The 17,951-nt window shown below is 65.9% G+C and carries 18 protein-coding genes; 7 read left to right on the top strand and 11 right to left on the bottom strand.

Going from position 1 to position 17,951, the window contains the following annotated elements:
* Window positions 1-13 precede the first annotated feature (13 nt).
* On the top strand, window positions 14-325 hold the full coding sequence (locus GGR33_RS04745; RefSeq protein ID WP_183502472.1) for an ETC complex I subunit: 312 nt from the start codon (window positions 14-16) through the stop codon (window positions 323-325).
* A gap of 6 nt (window positions 326-331) precedes the next feature.
* On the opposite strand, the gene GGR33_RS04740 is transcribed toward GGR33_RS04745, so the two are convergent.
* Together GGR33_RS04740 and GGR33_RS04735 are read right to left on the bottom strand one after the other, a co-directional pair.
* On the bottom strand, window positions 332-1,399 hold the full coding sequence (locus GGR33_RS04740) for a spore photoproduct lyase family protein (RefSeq protein ID WP_183502470.1): 1,068 nt from the start codon (window positions 1,397-1,399) through the stop codon (window positions 332-334).
* Window positions 1,400-1,427: 28 nt separating this feature from the next.
* A complete protein-coding gene (locus tag GGR33_RS04735; RefSeq protein ID WP_183502468.1) occupies window positions 1,428-2,150 on the bottom strand; it encodes a hypothetical protein in 723 nt (240 codons plus the stop codon).
* 341 nt (window positions 2,151-2,491) lie between these two features.
* Here GGR33_RS04735 and glgX point away from each other — a divergent pair, with 341 nt between their 5' ends.
* The 3 genes from glgX to GGR33_RS04720 all read left to right on the top strand — a co-directional run bounded on the left by glgX (window position 2,492) and on the right by GGR33_RS04720 (window position 6,882).
* Window positions 2,492-4,777 carry a glycogen debranching protein GlgX gene (gene glgX / locus GGR33_RS04730; RefSeq protein WP_183503502.1) on the top strand — a complete coding sequence of 762 codons (2,286 nt, stop codon included), beginning with the start codon at window positions 2,492-2,494 and terminating at the stop codon, window positions 4,775-4,777.
* Between the two features lie 150 nt (window positions 4,778-4,927).
* A complete protein-coding gene (locus GGR33_RS04725; RefSeq protein ID WP_183502466.1) occupies window positions 4,928-6,532 on the top strand; it encodes a histidine kinase famiy protein in 1,605 nt (534 codons plus the stop codon).
* 32 nt (window positions 6,533-6,564) lie between these two features.
* Window positions 6,565-6,882, top strand: a complete 318-nt coding sequence (locus tag GGR33_RS04720) for a plasmid stabilization protein (RefSeq protein ID WP_183502464.1) — start codon at window positions 6,565-6,567, stop codon at window positions 6,880-6,882.
* Window positions 6,883-6,894: 12 nt separating this feature from the next.
* Here GGR33_RS04720 and GGR33_RS04715 read toward each other — a convergent pair whose 3' ends face one another.
* From GGR33_RS04715 to GGR33_RS04705, 3 genes are all read right to left on the bottom strand, one after another.
* Complete coding sequence (locus tag GGR33_RS04715) at window positions 6,895-8,004, bottom strand: helix-turn-helix transcriptional regulator (RefSeq protein ID WP_183502462.1); 1,110 nt, start codon at window positions 8,002-8,004, stop codon at window positions 6,895-6,897.
* A gap of 250 nt (window positions 8,005-8,254) precedes the next feature.
* Window positions 8,255-9,469: an NADP-dependent isocitrate dehydrogenase gene (locus GGR33_RS04710; protein WP_183502460.1), complete on the bottom strand. Its 1,215-nt coding sequence runs from the start codon at window positions 9,467-9,469 to the stop codon at window positions 8,255-8,257.
* Between the two features lie 123 nt (window positions 9,470-9,592).
* Window positions 9,593-10,081, bottom strand: coding sequence for a hypothetical protein (locus GGR33_RS04705; protein ID WP_183502458.1), 489 nt, complete (start codon window positions 10,079-10,081; stop codon window positions 9,593-9,595).
* Between the two features lie 116 nt (window positions 10,082-10,197).
* Here GGR33_RS04705 and GGR33_RS04700 point away from each other — a divergent pair, with 116 nt between their 5' ends.
* Window positions 10,198-10,746, top strand: a complete 549-nt coding sequence (locus GGR33_RS04700; RefSeq protein WP_183502457.1) for a formaldehyde-activating enzyme — start codon at window positions 10,198-10,200, stop codon at window positions 10,744-10,746.
* Window positions 10,747-10,789: 43 nt separating this feature from the next.
* Here the strand turns inward: GGR33_RS04700 and GGR33_RS04695 are convergent, their stop codons facing one another.
* Complete coding sequence (locus GGR33_RS04695) at window positions 10,790-11,194, bottom strand: hypothetical protein (RefSeq protein WP_183502455.1); 405 nt, start codon at window positions 11,192-11,194, stop codon at window positions 10,790-10,792.
* 14 nt (window positions 11,195-11,208) lie between these two features.
* Here GGR33_RS04695 and GGR33_RS04690 point away from each other — a divergent pair, with 14 nt between their 5' ends.
* Window positions 11,209-12,006: an RNA methyltransferase gene (locus GGR33_RS04690; protein WP_183502453.1), complete on the top strand. Its 798-nt coding sequence runs from the start codon at window positions 11,209-11,211 to the stop codon at window positions 12,004-12,006.
* On the opposite strand, the gene GGR33_RS04685 is transcribed toward GGR33_RS04690, so the two are convergent.
* Window positions 12,003-13,016, bottom strand: a complete 1,014-nt coding sequence (locus GGR33_RS04685) for a zinc-dependent alcohol dehydrogenase family protein (protein WP_183502451.1) — start codon at window positions 13,014-13,016, stop codon at window positions 12,003-12,005. The two genes, GGR33_RS04690 and GGR33_RS04685, sit on opposite strands and share 4 nt — an antisense overlap.
* Window positions 13,017-13,250: 234 nt before the next feature.
* Here GGR33_RS04685 and GGR33_RS04680 point away from each other — a divergent pair, with 234 nt between their 5' ends.
* Window positions 13,251-14,102 carry a hypothetical protein gene (locus tag GGR33_RS04680; RefSeq protein WP_183502448.1) on the top strand — a complete coding sequence of 284 codons (852 nt, stop codon included), beginning with the start codon at window positions 13,251-13,253 and terminating at the stop codon, window positions 14,100-14,102.
* A 54-nt stretch (window positions 14,103-14,156) separates the two neighbouring features.
* Here the strand turns inward: GGR33_RS04680 and GGR33_RS04675 are convergent, their stop codons facing one another.
* From GGR33_RS04675 to GGR33_RS04660, 4 genes are all read right to left on the bottom strand, one after another.
* Complete coding sequence (locus GGR33_RS04675) at window positions 14,157-14,702, bottom strand: L,D-transpeptidase family protein (protein ID WP_183502446.1); 546 nt, start codon at window positions 14,700-14,702, stop codon at window positions 14,157-14,159.
* Between the two features lie 176 nt (window positions 14,703-14,878).
* Window positions 14,879-15,262 (bottom strand): response regulator, encoded by a 384-nt coding sequence (locus tag GGR33_RS04670; protein WP_183502444.1) that lies wholly within the window; start codon window positions 15,260-15,262, stop codon window positions 14,879-14,881.
* Between the two features lie 307 nt (window positions 15,263-15,569).
* A complete protein-coding gene (locus GGR33_RS04665; RefSeq protein WP_183502442.1) occupies window positions 15,570-16,073 on the bottom strand; it encodes a Ros/MucR family transcriptional regulator in 504 nt (167 codons plus the stop codon).
* Window positions 16,074-16,604: 531 nt separating this feature from the next.
* Window positions 16,605-17,885: an O-acetylhomoserine aminocarboxypropyltransferase gene (locus GGR33_RS04660; protein ID WP_183502440.1), complete on the bottom strand. Its 1,281-nt coding sequence runs from the start codon at window positions 17,883-17,885 to the stop codon at window positions 16,605-16,607.
* Between the last annotated feature and the right edge of the window lie 66 nt (window positions 17,886-17,951).

Raw genomic sequence — 17,951 nt, 5'->3', positions numbered from 1 at the left:
GGCCGTTCCGTCGATGTCGAGCGCTCGCATCTTCCGCCCCTCGAAGGATGCTTCGCAGTCGGGCCTCGCCCGCACCAAGCAATGGCTGCTGGAATTCGATCGGACGAGCCCCCGTGAGAAGGACCCTCTGATGGGTTGGACCAGCTCTTCGGACATGCTGCAGCAGGTCCGGCTGGAATTCGACACCGAGGAAGAGGCCATTGCCTACGCCAAGCGCGAGGGTATCGCCTACCGTGTCGAGAAGCCCCGCCCGCAGGTGGTGCGCAGGGGGTTGTCGTACTCGGACAACTTCAAGTTCAATCGCACTGCGCCCTGGACGCACTGAGCGGCGTCAGAAAGCGTAGCGCACTGCGCAATAGGGCATCCGTTCAGCCAGCAGCTTGGTGAAGCGGGCGAGCCAGCGGCCTTTCCAGCCGGTGCGATAGCGAAGGTTGTCGCCGCCGCCCTCGGAGCGCTTGGCTTCCTGAATGTCCGGCCGCCACAGCAAGCTCTCGGCCTTCGGATGCCAGCCGAGATTGACCGCGTGCAGACCCGCATTGTGGGTTAGCATGATGATCTCGGCTTTGAGCTGGGCCTTGGCGGCGTCCGAGATCGTGCCGTCGATCTCGTCGAACAGCGCCTGCCAGTCGCTCTCCCAGCCCTCGTAGAGGATCACTGGCGAGAAATTGACATGAACCTCGTAGCCCGCGCGTAAAAAGTCGTCGATCGCGGCGATGCGCTCGGCGATCGGCGTGGTGCGCACATCGACGATCCGTGCGATCCGCGCCGGCATCAACGAGAACCGGATGCGAGTCTTGCCCTGCGGGTCGTAGCCGAGCAGATTGCGGTTCACCGCCTTGGTGGCGAAGGAGCCCTTGGCGTTGGGGATGTCGCGAAACAGCGCGACCAGGTCGCGCACCGTGTCACAAAGCATAGCGTCCACCGAGAGGTCGCCATTCTCGCCAAGATCGTAGACCCAGAGCGAGGGGTCGACTTGGTCCGGCTCGGGCAGCTGTCCCTGTTTCCCGGCGTGGCGGCGGATCGCGTCGCCGATCGCCTCGGTGTTCACGAACAGCGAGATCGGGTTCGCGAAACCCTTGCGGCGCGGCACATAGCAATAGGCGCAGGCCATGGTGCAGCCATTCGAAGTCGAGGGCGCGATGAAATGGGCGCTGCGTCCATTCGGGCGCATCGCGAGCCCCTTCTTGACGCCGAGCACCAGTGTCGAGCGCTTGATGCGCACCCAGTCCTCGACGGAACCCTCGTTGCCGTGAAGCGAGGGGATGTTCCAATGAGAGGGCACCGCGATGCGCTCGGCATCGGGAAAGCGCGCCAGGATCTCGCGGCCGCGCGGAAAATCGACCACGGCCGGTTCGTGAAAGATGCGGGTGACGTCGACGAGGTCTCGCTCGGCGCTCATGGGATCGAACGCCCGAGCAGACGGCCGCTCAGCCTCGCCCCTGGGCCAGATCGATCAGGCGGCGCGCCAAGGCGATCTGGCCGTCCGACGCCGCCGAGGCCTCGCGGGTCACCGGATGCCAAGCGCCGTCGCGCCAGCTCATGGTCAGGGCCTCGACCACGGGTACGATCCGCACCGGCTGCTTGCCGAAATGCGCTCGGCGGATCGTCTCGGGCATGGTGCGCCAAGCCGCGTCGGCCTGTGCCAGCCGGTCTTCTTCGCGCAGGGTGGCGAGCGAGCGCCCGTGCTGGTCCCAGGCCTCGATCCGCTCCATGGCGCGACCGGCCTTGTCGGTCCAGCGATAGGCGCTGCCGACGGATTGCGCGTAGCCGGCGCGGGCGAGGGCGCGCAAAGCCGCCCGATAGTCGGCTGGCGGCGTGAAAGGGGCCCGTTCCGAAGACAGGCCGTCATGCTGGCAGGCGATGGCGAGGAAGGCGGAGAGCAGCGCGTCGATGCGTCCGTCGTCGTCCGAGATCGAGCAGGCGAGGAGCGCGGGCATCGCTTCGCACGGCACCGTCAACGCGTGGCGGCAGTACCAGCTCTCGTCGGGCTTGTCGGCGCGCGGGATCGGCTGCACCAGGCCGAGGTCCTTGAGCATGCGCGTCGCGTCCTCGAAGGCGGGCTCGGACTCGTGATAGTAGGTTGAGCCCTCGGAGCCGGGCTCGGCTTCCGTCTCGCCTCGGGTTAGGTAGCGGGCAATGGCCGCTGCCAACTCGCCGCAAAGACGTCCTTGCACGCTTCCCAACGCAACCAGCTCCACCGCAAACGACTCCAGCCTGCAGGACACAACTCCGCAGCACGATAGCGGTTCGAAGTGAATCAACGCTTAGGGCGGCATCCCGCGATCGCGTCCGAAAAACGCATGGTCCGGTCAGGGCTTCCCGCAGCGCAGCAGGCAACCATGCGACACCTTCGGCGATGTGCCGAAATTTCCGCGAAACGGCGGAGCTTCGTGCTGCGAGCGGCGTTCAGACTGCAACGAGAGGGGTGCCCAACGCGGCGCCGATCAGCGGAGCGACCATGGCCGACGCCAAGACCGACATCGCCGAAAAGATGTCCGCAGACAGCAAATCCGTGAAGCCGACTCCCGAACTCGGAAGGCCGCCGATCTCGCGCTCGCGCATCCGCGAGGGTTCACCGCATCCGCGGGGTGCGACCTGGGACGGCCAGGGTGTCAACTTCGCCGTCTTCTCGGCACACGCCACCAAGGTCGAGGTCTGCCTGTTCGATGATGCCGGCGAGCGGGAGATCGAGCGGATCGCGCTGCCCGAGTACACGGACGAGGTTTGGCACGGCTATCTGCCCGACGCGCGCCCCGGCACGATCTACGGCTATCGCGTGCACGGCCCCTACGAGCCGGCGGCCGGCCACCGCTTCAACCACAACAAGCTCCTGATCGACCCTTACGCCAAGGGCCTGCTCGGCTCCATCACCTGGAACCCCGCCCTGTTCGGTTACAAGATGGAGACAGGGGACGACCTGACCTTCGACGATCGCGACAGCGGCCCCTTCACACGCCGCTGCCAGGTTATCGACCCGGCCTTCACCTGGGGCCGCGACGTCAAGCCGAACGTACCGTGGGAGAAGACGATCTTCTACGAGACGCACGTGAAGGGCTTCACCAAGCTCCATCCGGCGGTCCCCGAAAAGCTGCGCGGCACCTATGCCGGCCTCGGGAACCCGGCCGTGCTCGACTACATCAAGAGCCTCGGCGTCACCTCCGTCGAGCTGCTGCCAGTCCATGCCTTCGTGCAGGACGATTACCTGCAGGAGAAGGGCCTCACCAATTACTGGGGCTACAACACCATCTCGTTCTTCACGCCCGCGCGGCGCTATGCGGCGGTGCCGGACTTCGCCTTCTCCGAGTTCAAGGAGATGGTGGCGCGCATGCACGGCGCCGGCCTCGAGGTGATCCTCGACGTGGTCTACAACCACACGGCCGAGGGCAACGAGAAGGGGCCGACGCTCTCCTTCAAGGGCATCGACAACGCTTCCTATTACCGGCTGATGCCGAAGGAGCCGCGCTACTACATCAACGACACCGGCACCGGGAACACCTTCAACCTGTCGCATCCGCGCGTGCTGCAGCTCGTCACCGACAGCCTCCGCTACTGGGCGACGGAGATGCGGGTCGACGGCTTCCGCTTCGATCTCGCGACAATCCTGGGCCGCGAGCCCTACGGCTTCGACGAGGGCGGCGGATTCCTGGACACCTGTCGCCAGGACCCGGTGCTGAATTCCGTCAAGCTCATCGCGGAGCCCTGGGATTGCGGCCCGGGCGGCTATCAGGTCGGCGGCTTCCCGCCCGGCTGGGCCGAGTGGAACGACCGGTTTCGCGACGACGTACGCGGCTACTGGAAGGGCGATGAGGGCCTGCTGCCGTCGCTCGCCTCGCGCATCACCGGCTCGGCCGACAAGTTCAACAAGCGCGGCCGCCGGCCCTGGGCCTCGGTGAACTTCATCTCGGCGCATGATGGCTTCACGCTCGCCGACACGGTCTCGTACAACGACAAGCACAACGAGGCGAACGGCGAGGGCAACCGCGACGGGCACGGCCACAACCTCTCCTACAATTTCGGCGTCGAGGGTCCGACTGACGATCCCGAGATCAAGGCGACGCGGCTGCGCCAGATGCGCAACATGCTGGCCACCCTGTTCCTCTCCAAGGGCACGCCGATGCTGCTCGCCGGCGACGAGTTCGCTCGCACCCAGCAGGGCAACAACAACGCTTATTGCCAGGACAACGAGGTCTCCTGGATGGATTGGCAGGCGATCGGGCCGGAGGAGCGCGACCTCGCCGAGTTCGCGCGTCGCCTGATCCATCTCCGCAACGCTCTGCCGATGCTGTCGCGCGGGCGCTTCGTGACCGGTGGCGTCGACGAAGAATTCGGCGTCAAGGACGTGACCTGGCTGACGCCGGGCGGCACCGAGATGACGTCTGAGAACTGGAACGACGGCAATTCCCGTTCGCTCGCCGTGCTGCTCGACGGCCGGGCGCAGGCCTCCGGCATCCACCGCCGTGGCGGCGATGCGACCGTCCTCCTATTCTACAACTCCTATCACGAGGGTGTCGGCTTCACGCTGCCCGAGACGCCCGGCGGCGTCGCCTGGACGCGGCTTCTCGACACGAACCTGCACGACAGCCAGGAATTGACCAGTTTCGACGTCGGCGAGAACTACACGGTGACCGGCCGCTCGATGCTGATGTTCGTGCTCAAGCCCGAGGCCAGCCCAGGCAAGGCAGCGTCCGACATGGAACGCTCCTATCAACACGTGCTGCAGGCCTTCGAGCGGACGCATGGCGAACGCGTGCGCTTCGGGCTCGACGAGGAAGAGTAGGCGCTATCGCCGCCGGGCTTTCCGGCGAGGTCATGCCTGTTCATCCCGGCGGCCGGCTGATCGACAGCCGTCAAGGTTCCGATTACGACTTTGGCGTTGGCCGGCGGGGCCGAGGCACGCCTCGCCCCGCGCGGTAGCGAGTGAGTGGCCATGGTCGCGTCTTCCGATAAGCCGACGGATTCCGCATACGGCGCCGTCGTCGAGGCCGCGGGACCAGGCAGCGGGCGACCCGAAGACAACGTCTTCTTCTCGGCCGTCGAGATGTCGCGCATGCCGATGGTCATCGCCGACCCGCGGCAGCCCGACATGCCCATCGTCTTCGTCAACGCCGCCTTCCTCGCGATGACCGGCTACGCGAAGGAAGAGGTCATCGGGCGCAATTGCCGTTTCCTGCAGGGGCCGGGCACGGATCGGGAGGCCGTGACGGAGATCCGCCACGCGTTGGCCGACCGCCGCGAGGTGTCCGTCGAGATCCTGAACTACCGCAAGGACGGCTCGACCTTCTGGAACGCGCTGTTCATCTCGCCGGTTTTCAATGCGGCGGGCGAGGCCATCTACTTCTTCGCCTCGCAGCTCGACGTTTCGCGGCGCCGCGACGCAGAGGATGCGCTGGGCCAAGCCCAGAAGATGGAGGCGCTGGGCCAGCTCACTGGCGGCATCGCCCATGATTTCAACAACCTGCTTCAGGTCATCCTCGGCTATGTCGATATCGTCGCGGCCGGGCTCGACAAGCCGGATGCCGATCGCGCTCGCCTCGGCCGCGCCGCCGACAATATCCGCACCGCCGCCGAGCGCGCGGCGACGCTGACGGGACAGCTCCTGTCCTTCGCGCGCAAGCAGCGGCTCGAAGGCCGTTCGGTGAACCTCAACCACCTCGTCGAGAGCATGGGCGAACTGGCCGGGCGTACGCTCGGCGAGCAGGTCGAGGTCGAGACCCGGCTCGCCTCGGATCTCTGGGCTTGCCGCATCGACCCGACGCAGGCCGAGGTGGCGCTGCTCAACATCCTGATCAATGCGCGCGATGCCATGCCGGAGGGGGGGCGGCTCACGATCACCACCGAGAACCGGCGGCCCGAGGACGGCATCGGTGCCGGGGGCAGACGCTTCGTCAGCGTGTCGATCACCGATACGGGCTGCGGCATCCCGCCCGAGATGCTGGCGCGCGTGATGGACCCGTTCTTCACCACCAAGGAGGAGGGCAGGGGCACCGGCCTTGGCCTCTCAATGGTCTACGGCTTCGCCAAGCAATCGGGCGGGACGGCGCAGGTCTCCTCCGTGGTCGGCGAGGGGACCACCGTGCGCCTGTCCTTTCCCGCTACCAGCGGCGAGGACCGCCCAGACGTGCAGAGGGTCCCGAGGGAGGCCGGCCGAACGGGTACCGAGACGGTGTTGATCGTCGACGACCGCGAGGATGTGGCCGATCTCGCCCGGACCATCCTGCGCGACTACGGCTACACCACCCTGACCGCCGCCAACGGCCGCGAGGCACTGCAGATCCTGGAGTCACGCTCGGACATCGCGCTGCTGTTCTCGGACCTGATCATGCCCGGCGGCATGAACGGCCTGACGCTCGCGCGCACTGCCCGCGACCGCAGGCCCGAGCTGAAGGTCCTTCTCACGACGGGCTACGCCGAGGCCAGTCTGGAGAGAACCGACGTCGGGGGATCGGAGTTCGATATCCTGAACAAGCCCTACCGCCGGGCCGATCTGGTGCGGCGAGTCAGGAGCACGCTCGACGCGACGAGCGACGGCTGACCACCCGTCGCCGCGCAAGGATGGAGACGGACATGCCTCGCGGCGACAAATCGAAATACACCGACAAGCAGATCCGCAAGGCGGACGCGATCACCGAATCCTACGAGAAGCGCGGCGTGCCGGAGAAGGAGGCCGAGTCGCGGGCCTGGGCGACGGTCAACAAGGACGACGGCGGCGGCAAGCATCCCGGCGGCTCGGGGCGCGGCAAGGCCACTGGCCAACCCGCCGCTCACAAGGGTGGCCGCAAAGGCGGCGCGGCCTCTGCAGACCGGACAGCGGAACAGCGCTCGGCCTCCGCGAAGAAGGCGGCTGCGACCCGCAAGCGCAACGCGGCCGCGAAGGCGTCCTGAGCCAGGTTGCGGTCAGATGTCGTCCGACCGCACCAGGTTGAGACCCGAGCCGAGCCGGACCAGATCAAGCTGGCCCTTCATCCCGGTCTTGGCGAAGACCGATTTGAGCTGAGTACGAACGGTGCTCTCGCTCACGCCCTGGCGCAATATGATCGTCTCGACCGTCTCTCCGGCGACGATCGCACGTGCCACGCGGGCTTCTGCGGCCGTCAGGTCGAACAATCCCTGGAGCAGGTCGGCGTCCGGTGCCTGGGCGTTCATCTCAACGGGCGTCAGGACCAGGATGAAGGCGCTACCGGTGAACAGGTCGCGGGCGACGCCCCGCACGGGCACGAGATGCGCGACCATGGCGGGATTGTTGTCGCGCGCCGGGATCGGAATCGAGCGCGGCACCTGCCGACTCGCGGCGTTGAGAGCGGCGGCCAGAAGGTCGTCGGCGTCGCCATCGGCGAAAGCTACGCGCGTTCCTCCGTCGCGGACGGTCCGCGGGATTAGCGCATCGAGAAGGGTGTTCGCTGCCTGAAGTCGGGAATCCCGACGGATGATTCCGGCCGGCAGCCCGAGCAGCGCAAGGGTCTCGACCGCGGCGCGGGCGCGCTCGAGGCGCAGCCGGCCGGAGATCAGCGCTGCGCGCCCGAGATGCGGACGCACGCTGTCGAGGATCGAGACCGCCTCCGGAGGCACCGGCCCGTCGCGGAAGGCGCGCTCGATGCTGAACACCAGCGTATCGCCCGTGGTCATCGGAAACGCGGTAGCGGTTGCCCAGCCGAGGCCCTGTGGCCGCAGAAACTGGTTGATGAGCGGATCGCTCTCGATCTGCTCTGGCGTGTAGACGTCGGATTCGACGATGAAGCCTGCATGGCGCGCCTTGAGCACGGCCGGCGTGCGCGTGTTCTTGTCGGGCCAGCCCTGCTCCACGAAGCTTTCGACGAAGCCGGCGAGGCCATTCGTGCTGATGAAGCGAAAGTCCGTCGTGTCGGCAGCGAGCAGGATCGTTCCGACGCCGCCGGCGATCTCCGTCATCGAATCGAGTACCGGCGTCCACGCTTCGGGGACGACCGACGCCTCGTAGATCTTGTCGGTCATCGCCTCGATGTCGAAGCGACCCGTTCCGCGCGCCATGCTCGCAAACTCAGGCTGTAGTGGCGGGTGGCGCCACCGAACTGGACTAGGTTAGCGATTGTAGCCTGCTAGAGCCACAGGCGACGAAGTGATTGTCTTCGAAAAGCGCTCGATAATTTTTTAGATCGGCCGAAGTCGAACCCGATGCGGCTGATATCCATGCAGCTCGTCGATCGCCTGCTCGGGATGGAGAGGCCGCCTCCGCCACGGGCGTCATCGATCGAATACACGATGACGCCCGTCGAGAGCTTTACGCGCCCATCGCGGTCTTCAGGTTGCTGTCGACCTTGTCGAGAAAACCTGTGGTCGAGAGCCACTTCTGGTCGGAGCCGACGAGCAGGGCGAGATCCTTCGTCATGTAGCCGGCTTCGACCGTGTCGACGCAGACCGTCTCCAGGGTCGTGGCGAAATTGGCGAGGTCCGTATTGCCGTCGAGCTTCGCACGGTGCGCGAGTCCACGGGTCCAGGCGAAGATCGAGGCGATGGAGTTGGTCGAGGTCTCCTTGCCCTTCTGGTGCTCGCGGTAATGGCGGGTCACCGTGCCGTGCGCGGCCTCGGCCTCGACGGTCTGGCCGTCGGGCGTCAGCAGCACCGAGGTCATCAGGCCGAGCGAGCCGAAGCCCTGGGCCACCGTGTCGGACTGCACGTCGCCGTCGTAGTTCTTGCAGGCCCAGACATAGCCGCCTGACCACTTCAGCGCGGCCGCGACCATGTCGTCGATCAGGCGGTGCTCGTAGGAGATCCCGAGCGCCTGGAAGCGCGACTTGAACTCCTCGTCGTAGACCTGCTGGAAGATGTCCTTGAAGCGCCCGTCATAGGCCTTGAGGATGGTGTTCTTAGTCGAGAGGTAGACCGGGTACTTGCGGTTCAGGCCATAATTCAGCGAGGCGCGGGCGAAGTCGCGGATCGACTCGTCGAGGTTGTACATGGCCATGGCCACGCCGGCGTCCGGGAACTTGAACACCTCCTGCTCGATCACGGTGCCGTCATCGCCCTCAAACTTGATGGTCAGGCGGCCCTTGCCCGGCACCTTGAAGTTCGTGCAGCGGTACTGGTCGCCGTAGGCGTGGCGGCCGATGACGATCGGCTGGGTCCAGCCGGGGACGAGACGCGGCACGTTCTTGCAGATGATCGGCTCGCGGAAGATCACGCCGCCGAGGATGTTGCGGATCGTGCCGTTCGGCGACTTCCACATCTCCTTGAGCTTGAACTCTTCGACGCGCTGCTCGTCGGGGGTGATGGTGGCGCATTTCACGCCGACGCCATGGCGCTTGATCGCCTCGGCCGCATCGATGGTGACCTGGTCGTTGGTCTGGTCGCGGTACTCGACACCCAGGTCGTAATATTCGAGGTCGAGGTCGAGGTAGGGGTGGATGAGCTTGTTCTTGATCTCCGCCCAGATGATCCGGGTCATCTCGTCGCCGTCGAGCTCGACGACCGGATTCGCTACCTTGATCTTCGCCATGTCTTGTTCCCGCTGGCGGCCCGCGGAGCACTTCCAGGGCCAAGTCGGGGCTCGCTATAACGCGCTGCAACAAGGGTACAAAGGGGCAAGGTTACGAAGTTCGGATTCCGTCATCGGCCATGCTCAGCGCCGGCGGAGCCGCAGGCCGAGCCAGACCAGGATCGCGAGGGCGATCAGGTTCACCGCAACGGTGAACTCCTCGCGTGGCGCCAGGGAGAGCGCGTAGGCGCCCTTGTGGATCAGGTCGAGTTGCCAGGCGAGGACCAGGTTCTCTCCGGCGTAGCGCAGGAGCACGTCGGCGAGCATCCAGCCGCTGGCAGCGATGCGGAAGGTCAAACCGGCGCTCACGAACCAGACGACCTGGAAGAGCTGGACCGGGACCGAGAGCGTGTAGCCCCAGCGCCGATCGTGCCAGAGGGCTACGCCCGCGACGATGCTCGCAACCATCACCAGTGCGATGATCGCGATGCCCGGCATCAGCGTGACCGGGATTTTCGAAGCGGTCGTCTCGATGTCGTGGGCCAGCCCCCAGAGGCCGTTCAAGCCACCCCAGATCTCGATCAGGGCCACGGTGTAGCGCAGGCCGTGGCCCAACTGCGTCTGTTCGGTCATGGCTGCGAGGATTTAGCGGACGCATCTCCTGCGCACCACCCGCATGGCGCTGACTCTGGATATCCGGCATGAGCGCGACAGTTTCGGGACCGACCCCGCAACCTGAAGGAGATACCATGAGCAACCGCATCGTCCTGCGCGCCGGCGAGGCCCTCGTCGCGGGCGGACCGCCGAACACGGCCGCCGAGCCTGAGGTGATCATCGGCGAGCTCGACGGGCCGGTGGGCACCGCGCTCGCCACCCTCACCGGCGATCAGGTCGTCGGCCATAGCCGGGTCTTCGCGCTTCTCAACACCGACATCATGGTGCGCCCAGTGACGCTCTGCGTCTCCAAGGTCAGCGTGACCGAGAGCAAGTACACCTCGATCCTGATGGGCACGGTGCAGTTTGCCATCGCCAACGGCGTGCTCGACGCGGTCCGCGCCGGCTACATCCCCAAGGAGAAGGCCAACGATCTCGGCATCATCTGCTCGGTCTGGCTCAGCCCCGGCGTGATCGAGGCCGAGACGGTCGACCACAAGGCGCTGTTCGACATCCAGCGCAAGGGCATGACCGAGGCGATCCGCAAGGCCATGACCAACGAACCGTCGATCGACTGGCTCCTGGAGAACCAGGACAAGATCATCCACAAATACTACCAGATGGGCCTCGACGGTAAGATCTGAGCCGAATGGGCCGCGGCTCGGAATGATCTTCCGCCGCGGCCCCCTAACGGCAGTCGTCGCTGTCGATGATCCGCGCGCCGGCTGACCGTGCGCGGCACTCGTTGGAGTAGAACCGATGGGAGCGGCCAATCGCGCCGCAGACGGGAAAGTAGCTCGCCGGGCAATAGTAGGGTCGCTTGGCTGTCCGTCGGAATTCCTTCGCGACCGCTGTCGAACCGCTCGCCGCAAAGACCGAGAGGCCGAGCACCGCGACCGCTGCCCCGTGCTTGAGAACAGCCGAGATCATCGCATCCTCGCCTACCTTCGTGCCGCAATCGGCGTGTCGAGCGATCATCCCTCTGCACTTGCGATTCTGCGAGCAGAGCAATTGCTTTTGGTGATGCGCAGCCGCTGCGTTGGACCAACAATCAACAATGCTGGACGGGCTTGGCGTCTTCTTGCCGTCCATGCCACAGGGCCGGCATGAGCACCGTCACCCCCGTCGTCATCCTGGTCGAGCCGCAACTCGCCGAGAATATCGGCATGACCGCCCGTGCCATGGCGAATTTCGGTCTCTCCGAATTGCGCCTCGTCGCGCCCAAGAACGGCTGGCCGAAGAAGGGCGTGCGCGAGGCGGCCTCGGGCGCCTCCCACATCCTTGACGGCGCGCAGCTCTACGCGACGCCGCAAGAGGCCATTGCCGACCTGAACTTCGTCCTCGCCACCACGGCGCGCGAGCGCGGGCAGATGAAGCGGGTCTACGCGCCCGACGCTGCCATGACCGAGGTCGCCACGCGCAGCGATGCCGGCCAGCGCGTCGGCATCCTGTTCGGGCGCGAGCGCGTTGGGCTTTCCAACGACGAGGTCTCGCTGGCGGATGCCATCGTCACCTTCCCTGTCACCGAGGAATTCCCCTCGTTGAACCTCGCTCAGGCCGTCCTGCTCGTTTCCTATGAATGGCGCCGGGCCGCCGGTCTCGCCCGTCAGCGCTTCGACGGTGGGATGACCTCCGCGCCGGCAAGCCGCGAGGCCATCCTGTCGCTGTTCGAGAGCCTGGAGACCGCGCTCGGCGCGGTCGGCTTCTATCCGCCGCACAAGCGTGTCGGCATCATCCGCAACATGCGCGACCGGCTGCACCGCATGGCGCTCACCGATCAGGACGTCAGGACGTTTCGCGGGGCGCTCAGGGCGCTGACGCGGGCGCCTAAGCAACTGCGCACGGATGATCGCGAGCAGCCCGAGGCCATGCCCACCGCCCCATCCGAAGACGAAGCCTCCTAAGCGATCCGGATCACGACTTTTCCGACATGGCCGGCCTTGCCGAGATGAGCGAGCGCTCGTCCGGCTTCCTCGAACCCGAAAATCTCGTCGATCGCCGGCTTGATGGCGTGCAGTGTCAGCACGCGGTTCATGTCCTCGAACATCTCTCGCGAGCCCACGGCCACGCCGCGCACCGTGCAGCTTCCGGCGAGGATGGCGAGCGGGTCGATCGGCTCGCCCTGTGCGAGCAGGCCGACGAGGCCGATATGGCCGCCGGGCCTGGTCGAGGCGATGGAGCGGGGCAGCGTCCCAGTGCCGCCGACCTCGACGACGTGGTCGACGCCGGTGCCGCCCGTCAGCCGCCGGACCTCGTCCTGCCATTCGGGATGGGTGCGGTAGTTGATGGTCTCGTTCGCTCCGAACCCGCGCGCCTTCTCCAGTTTTGCGTCGCTCGACGAGGTCGCGATCACCCGGGCGCCGGCCGCGTGGGCGAGTTGGATCGCGAAGACAGAGACGCCGCCGGTGCCCAGCGTCAGCACGGTCTCGCCGGCCTTGAGTGGCTTGAGGCCGTAGAGGGCGTTCCAGGCGGTGACGGCGGCGCAGGGGAGAGTGGCGCCCTCCTCGAACGAAAGATGCTCGGGCAGCACGACAAGCCCGTCCTCGTCGAAAACCTGGAACTCGGTGAGCACTCCGTCGATGGCCCCACCCAGAGCGGTCTGCCACATGTCGGCGACCTGCGCGCCGCCGAGCCAGCTCTGCGAGAAGATGCCGGCGACGCGCTCGCCGCCTTTGAACCGCCGCCCCCCGGGGCCGACGGCCACGATCTCGCCGGCACCGTCCGAGACGGGGATCAGTCGGTCGAGGTTCACCGCGAAGGGATAGGACCCGTTGGCGATCAGCAGGTCGCGATAGTTCAGCGAGGCGGCGCGCATCCGCACCAGGACCTGCCCGCGTCCGGCCTCGGGCGGCGCCCGCTCTGCGAGTTTCCAGGAATCGAGGCCGTCTGCGGACGACATTTCGTAGGCGCGCATGCGCAGTTGCCCCTCCCGTTTCGCCGTTCGCTGCGGCCTTGCCGGATGGTGGTCGAAGGGCTGCCCAGGATGACACCCCTACTTTGGGCCATCTTTCCCTAAGACGTGCATGCCCTAGCCCTTATTCCAGCCGGGCTTGACCGAGGCAACATGCCTTGGCTAATTGGTATAGCACAAGCTATATAAGTGAGCATCTCCTTGAGAATCCTCGGCTCTCTTCGCAAAGCAGTTGGAATGGCTCTCGTCGGCAGCCTGCTTCTCGCGCTCGGGCTTTCGAACGTCGAGGCGGATACGGTTCACGAGATCGATACGGAGCACCTGTTCGGTTTTACCGAAGGCTCCGATATCGGCGGTCCCGACGAGCGCGAACTCGAATCCGAGACGACGGCGCGTCTCGGCAAGCGCGGCGGCCGCTATCAGGCTGCGGATTCCGCTCTGGTCCTGAAGCTGCCGCTGAGCGACCGCTTTCGAATCGCGCCGGGCCTGAGCTTCGCGCTCTACGACGTCGGCGTGCCAAGCCTCGGCGAGCGAAATCCGATGACGCTCGGGGGCGCTTTCGTCGAAGGTCGGATGCGGCTGCTCACACGGGACGAGGCACCGTTCGGTCTGACACTCAACACCGTGATCGGCTCGAACCGGATCGATCCGGCGACGGGGCTCGGAGCAAGCGGGCTCTCGGGGGAGATGGGCCTGCTGATCGACCGCGAGATCGTGCCGGGCCAAGTCGTGGCCGGCCTCAACCTCGTCTACGCGCTCGGCCAGTCACGGGTGGACGGGATCGATGCCCTGCAGCGTGCTTCGGGGCTCGAAGTGTCGGCGGCCTTCGCGGCACGGTTTGCCCCCGGTCTCTTCCTCGGCGTCGAGACCCGCTACGCGCGGGCCTATGCGGGAACGTCGCTCGATCGCTTCAGCGGCGATGCCCTCTATGTTGGGCCGACGCTCTATCGGGAGCTGACGGAATCGATCTGGATCTCCTTCGCCTGGGGCGTCCAGATCGCAGGCCGCGAGAGTGGCGAGGGTCACGAGCGCGATCTCGCGAACTTCGATCGGCATCAGGCGCGTCTCAGGATCGGCACGCACTTCTGATCGGATGGACTCTGCGCTCACCAGAGTCGCGCCCGAAATGGGCCAGGGGCCGTCCTAAGGCCGGATCTCGATCGGCGTGTCGACGTCGACACGCGCATAAATCGCCTCCATCTCGGCGTTGGTCACGCCGACGCAGCCGCTGGTCCAGTCGGTGAAGCGGTGCAGCGTGCCGAGCCAGCCGAACCCATTCATGATGCCGTGGACCATGATGTCGCCGCCGGGCGAATAGCCGCCCGATGCCGCCGCGGCTTCGTCGGCCGGGTTCGGGTAGGACACCTTGAGCGAGAGATGCGCGACGCTGCCCGGGTTCTTGTACTCGATCTTGTATTGGCCCTCGGGCGTGCGCCCGTCACCTTCCCGCTGCTTGTGGCCGACGGGGGTGAAGCCGAGCGAGACGGGATAGGTTGCGAGCACCTTCCCGTCCCGCAGCAGCGTCAGCTTCCGGGCGCCCTTCTCGACGAGGATGAGGTCGGCACGCTCGGGTTCGGGCAGGAGCGCGGGTTCGGTGCGGAAGATCTGTAAGTAATCTGCGGCTGCGATGCCGGTCGCGACCAGAACCGCGATGCCGAACAGCGATCCGATCGTCCACACGACGCGCATTTGGAAATGCCTGCCCGCTCTCGGCCTCGATGCTCCAGGATGATCAGCGATCATGGCGCTTTGCGGTCGCACCGGCCCCTTCGGCGACAGACCGTCGAATTCCAGCCATGCGGTGACGAGAGGCCGAGGCTGCCTTGTTGCGACGCGTTCGGGAGCGATCTCTGCCGTCGCAGCGCTCAGGCGGCGCTGACGACCGCGCGAAGCGTCCGGACCAGCGCCGAGGGCTGGTAGGGCTTGGAGATGAAGCGCGCGCCTTCCGGCATGTCGTGTGGGCCGGGAAAGCCCATGCCGGAGACGACGAGCACCGGAATTTCCGGCCAGCGCCGGGAAACGAGGCGGGCCAGCGCGAAACCGTCCATCGAGCCCTGCGGCATATCCACGTCGGTCATCAGCACGCCGACGTCGTCTCGCCCTTCGAGCAGGGTCAAGGCTTTGTCAGCATGGGGTGCTTCGATGACGGTGAAGCCTGCTTCCGCCAGAGTATCGGAGGCCTCCATCAGGAGAAGCCCATCGTCTTCGACGAGCAGGACGACAGGATTCTCGGAGGGGTCGTCTGTCATCAGCGATGGTTACGCTTCCACGAGGCGGTTTCTTGCGCCGTAAAGGCGGTGCGCCGTGAGGTCAAGGATTGGCGAGTGCTTGGTTGTGCGGCGCAATGTGCGCCGGCCATCCATGGCCTTGATCCATCACGCGGCTTCGGCGGATCGGCGGATCGCACAAAAACGTGAACGGTCCTTCGACGGCGAACTATCGCGCGGCCGACACGCCGGTCTCGGCGTTTTCGCGCGATGCCGGGCCTCGATGTGAATGCGGCCCCGGGACGATCATGGTCTCCGGGGCCGTGCAAGATATCGAGGCTCGCTGATCTCAGGCTGCTTCGACGGCCTTCTTGCGGCCGCGGGCCTTCTTGGGGGCTTCGCTGACGGCTTCGGTCGTCTCGGCGGCCTTGGTGGCGGGCTTGCGACGCTGCTGGCCGAGGCCAAGGTCCTTGGCGAGCGCCGAGCGGGCAGCCGAGTAGTTGGCGGAGACGGTCGGATAATCGGCCGGCAGGCCGTAGCGGGCGCGGTAGGTCTCGAAGTCGAGCCCATGCGTCGAGAGGTGGCGCTTCAGCGTCTTATAGGGCTTGCCGTCAATGAAGGAGATCAGCGCGTCCGGCGTGATCGACTTCTTGATTTGGCTCGTGGAAGCCTTCTCGACGGACTCATCCGGTGCGGCTGCTGGAGCGGACAGGTTGGCCAGCGCGGCGTGAACCTGCGAGATCAGCCCCGGAAGATCAGCGGCAGGCAGGGAATTGTTGGAGACATAGGCCGATACCAGATCGGCGGCGAGTTCGACACGGTCGAGTTGTAGGGTTTCAGTACTGTCCGACATTCCTGGCTTCCTGTGTTTGGCTGACACCATTTGTGACCTATGCGGATCGTAAAAAGATTCAAGCGTTTTTTTCAATGATCGCCCAGGTTTGGTGCGATTTCAGGTACAAAAGTCCTTCAGTGACCATGGTCAGTGGCCTTTAGGTCCCGTCCGAGCCTGTTGTGAGGTAAAGGAGAACGAGTTCTGGCGGCGTGGAACCACTCGCGAGACCGCGTCGGATCACGGTTTGATCTGAGGTCGGAAGGCGATTCGCGAGGCTCGTTTCGAATCGACGGCCGACTCGTCTGCCGTGACAGGGATTAAACGACGATCCGTGCCGCGGGAGCGACCGAAGAGCGCAGGCCGAGGCTGCGATGCCCGTATTGTTTTCGACTATGGCGATACTGACGAGTTCTTGGCGCCATCGCAGCCGGATGCGAGCTGCCGAGGCACCGAAGCGAAGACGGCCATGGCCGCAGCGCGCGTCCGCGAGGACGCGGTTCGCGCTTCTCCCGGGGGCTGATGGGCGAGCGCGGCGGCTCGCACGGAAACTCAGGAGTTAAGAGCCGCGTCGAGGTCGTCGATGAGGTCGAGCGCATCTTCGATACCGACCGAAAGCCGCACCACTTCCGGGCCGGCGCCGGCCGAGCGCTTCTGGTCGTCGGTGAGCTGGCGGTGCGTGGTCGAGGCCGGGTGGATCACCAGCGAGCGGGTGTCGCCGATATTGGCCAGGTGGCTGAAGAGCTGAAGGTTCGAGACGAGCTTCACTCCGGCCTCGTAGCCGTCCTTCAGTCCGAAGGTGAAGACCGCGCCGGCGCCCTTCGGCGTGTAGCGCTTGGCGAGCGCGTGGTAGCGGTCGGTCTCGAGCCCCGGATAGCTCACCCAGGCCACCGCCGGATGCTTCTGCAGGAATGTCGCGACCTGTAGCGCGTTGTCGGAATGCCGCTGCATGCGCAGCGGCAGCGTCTCGATGCCGTTGAGGATCATGAAGGCATTGAACGGCGACAGAGCCGGGCCGAGGTCGCGCAGGCTCAGGACCCTGACGGCGATGGCGAAGCCAAAATTCCCGAAGGTCTCGGAGAGCACCATGCCGGCATATTCCGGCCGGGGCTTCGAGAGCATCGGGTAGCGCTCGTCGCCCTCCCAGCGGAAGGAGCCCCCGTCGACGATCAGGCCGCCGATGGAGTTGCCGTGTCCGCCCAGGAACTTCGTCGCCGAATGGACGACGATGTCGGCGCCGTGCTCGAACGGCTTGATCAGGTACGGCGTCGCCATGGTGTTGTCGACGACCAGCGGAATGTTGTGCCGCCGTGCGATCGCCGAGAGCGCCGCGATGTCGGTGATGACGCCGCCGGGATTGGCGATCGACTCGCAGAAGATCGCCTTGGTGCGCGAGGTGATCGCGGCCTCGAAGGTGGCCGGGTCGTCGGTATCGGCCCAGACCACGTTCCAGCCGAAGTTCTTGTAGCTGTGATTGAACTGGTTGATCGAGCCGCCATAGAGCTTGTTGGCCGCAACGAACTCGTCGCCCGGCTGCATCAGGGCATGCATGGTCAGGAACTGCGCGGCGTGCCCCGAGGCGACGGCGAGCGCCGCCGTGCCGCCTTCGAGCGCCGCGATGCGCTCTTCGAGCACGGCGTTGGTCGGGTTGGTAATCCGCGAATAGATGTTGCCGAAGGCCTGCAGCCCGAACAGCGAGGCGGCGTGATCCACGTCGTCGAAGACGAATGACGTGGTCTGGTAGATCGGCGTCGCGCGGGCGCCGGTCGCCGGGTCCGGCGTCGCTCCGGCGTGGATCGCCAAGGTGTTGAAGCCGGGCTCGCGGTCGCTCATGGGGTACTCCTCGCGCAGTCGTGTACGCCCGCAGTTCCAATCGAGGCAAGCCGATGCATTGCGCGG

The sequence above is a fragment of the Methylobacterium brachythecii genome, assembly GCF_014196345.1.
In the GTDB taxonomy this organism is placed as follows: domain Bacteria; phylum Pseudomonadota; class Alphaproteobacteria; order Rhizobiales; family Beijerinckiaceae; genus Methylobacterium; species Methylobacterium brachythecii.
The sequence above is the reverse complement of the archived record's forward strand: the minus strand, read 5'-3'. Positions and strand labels throughout refer to the sequence as shown.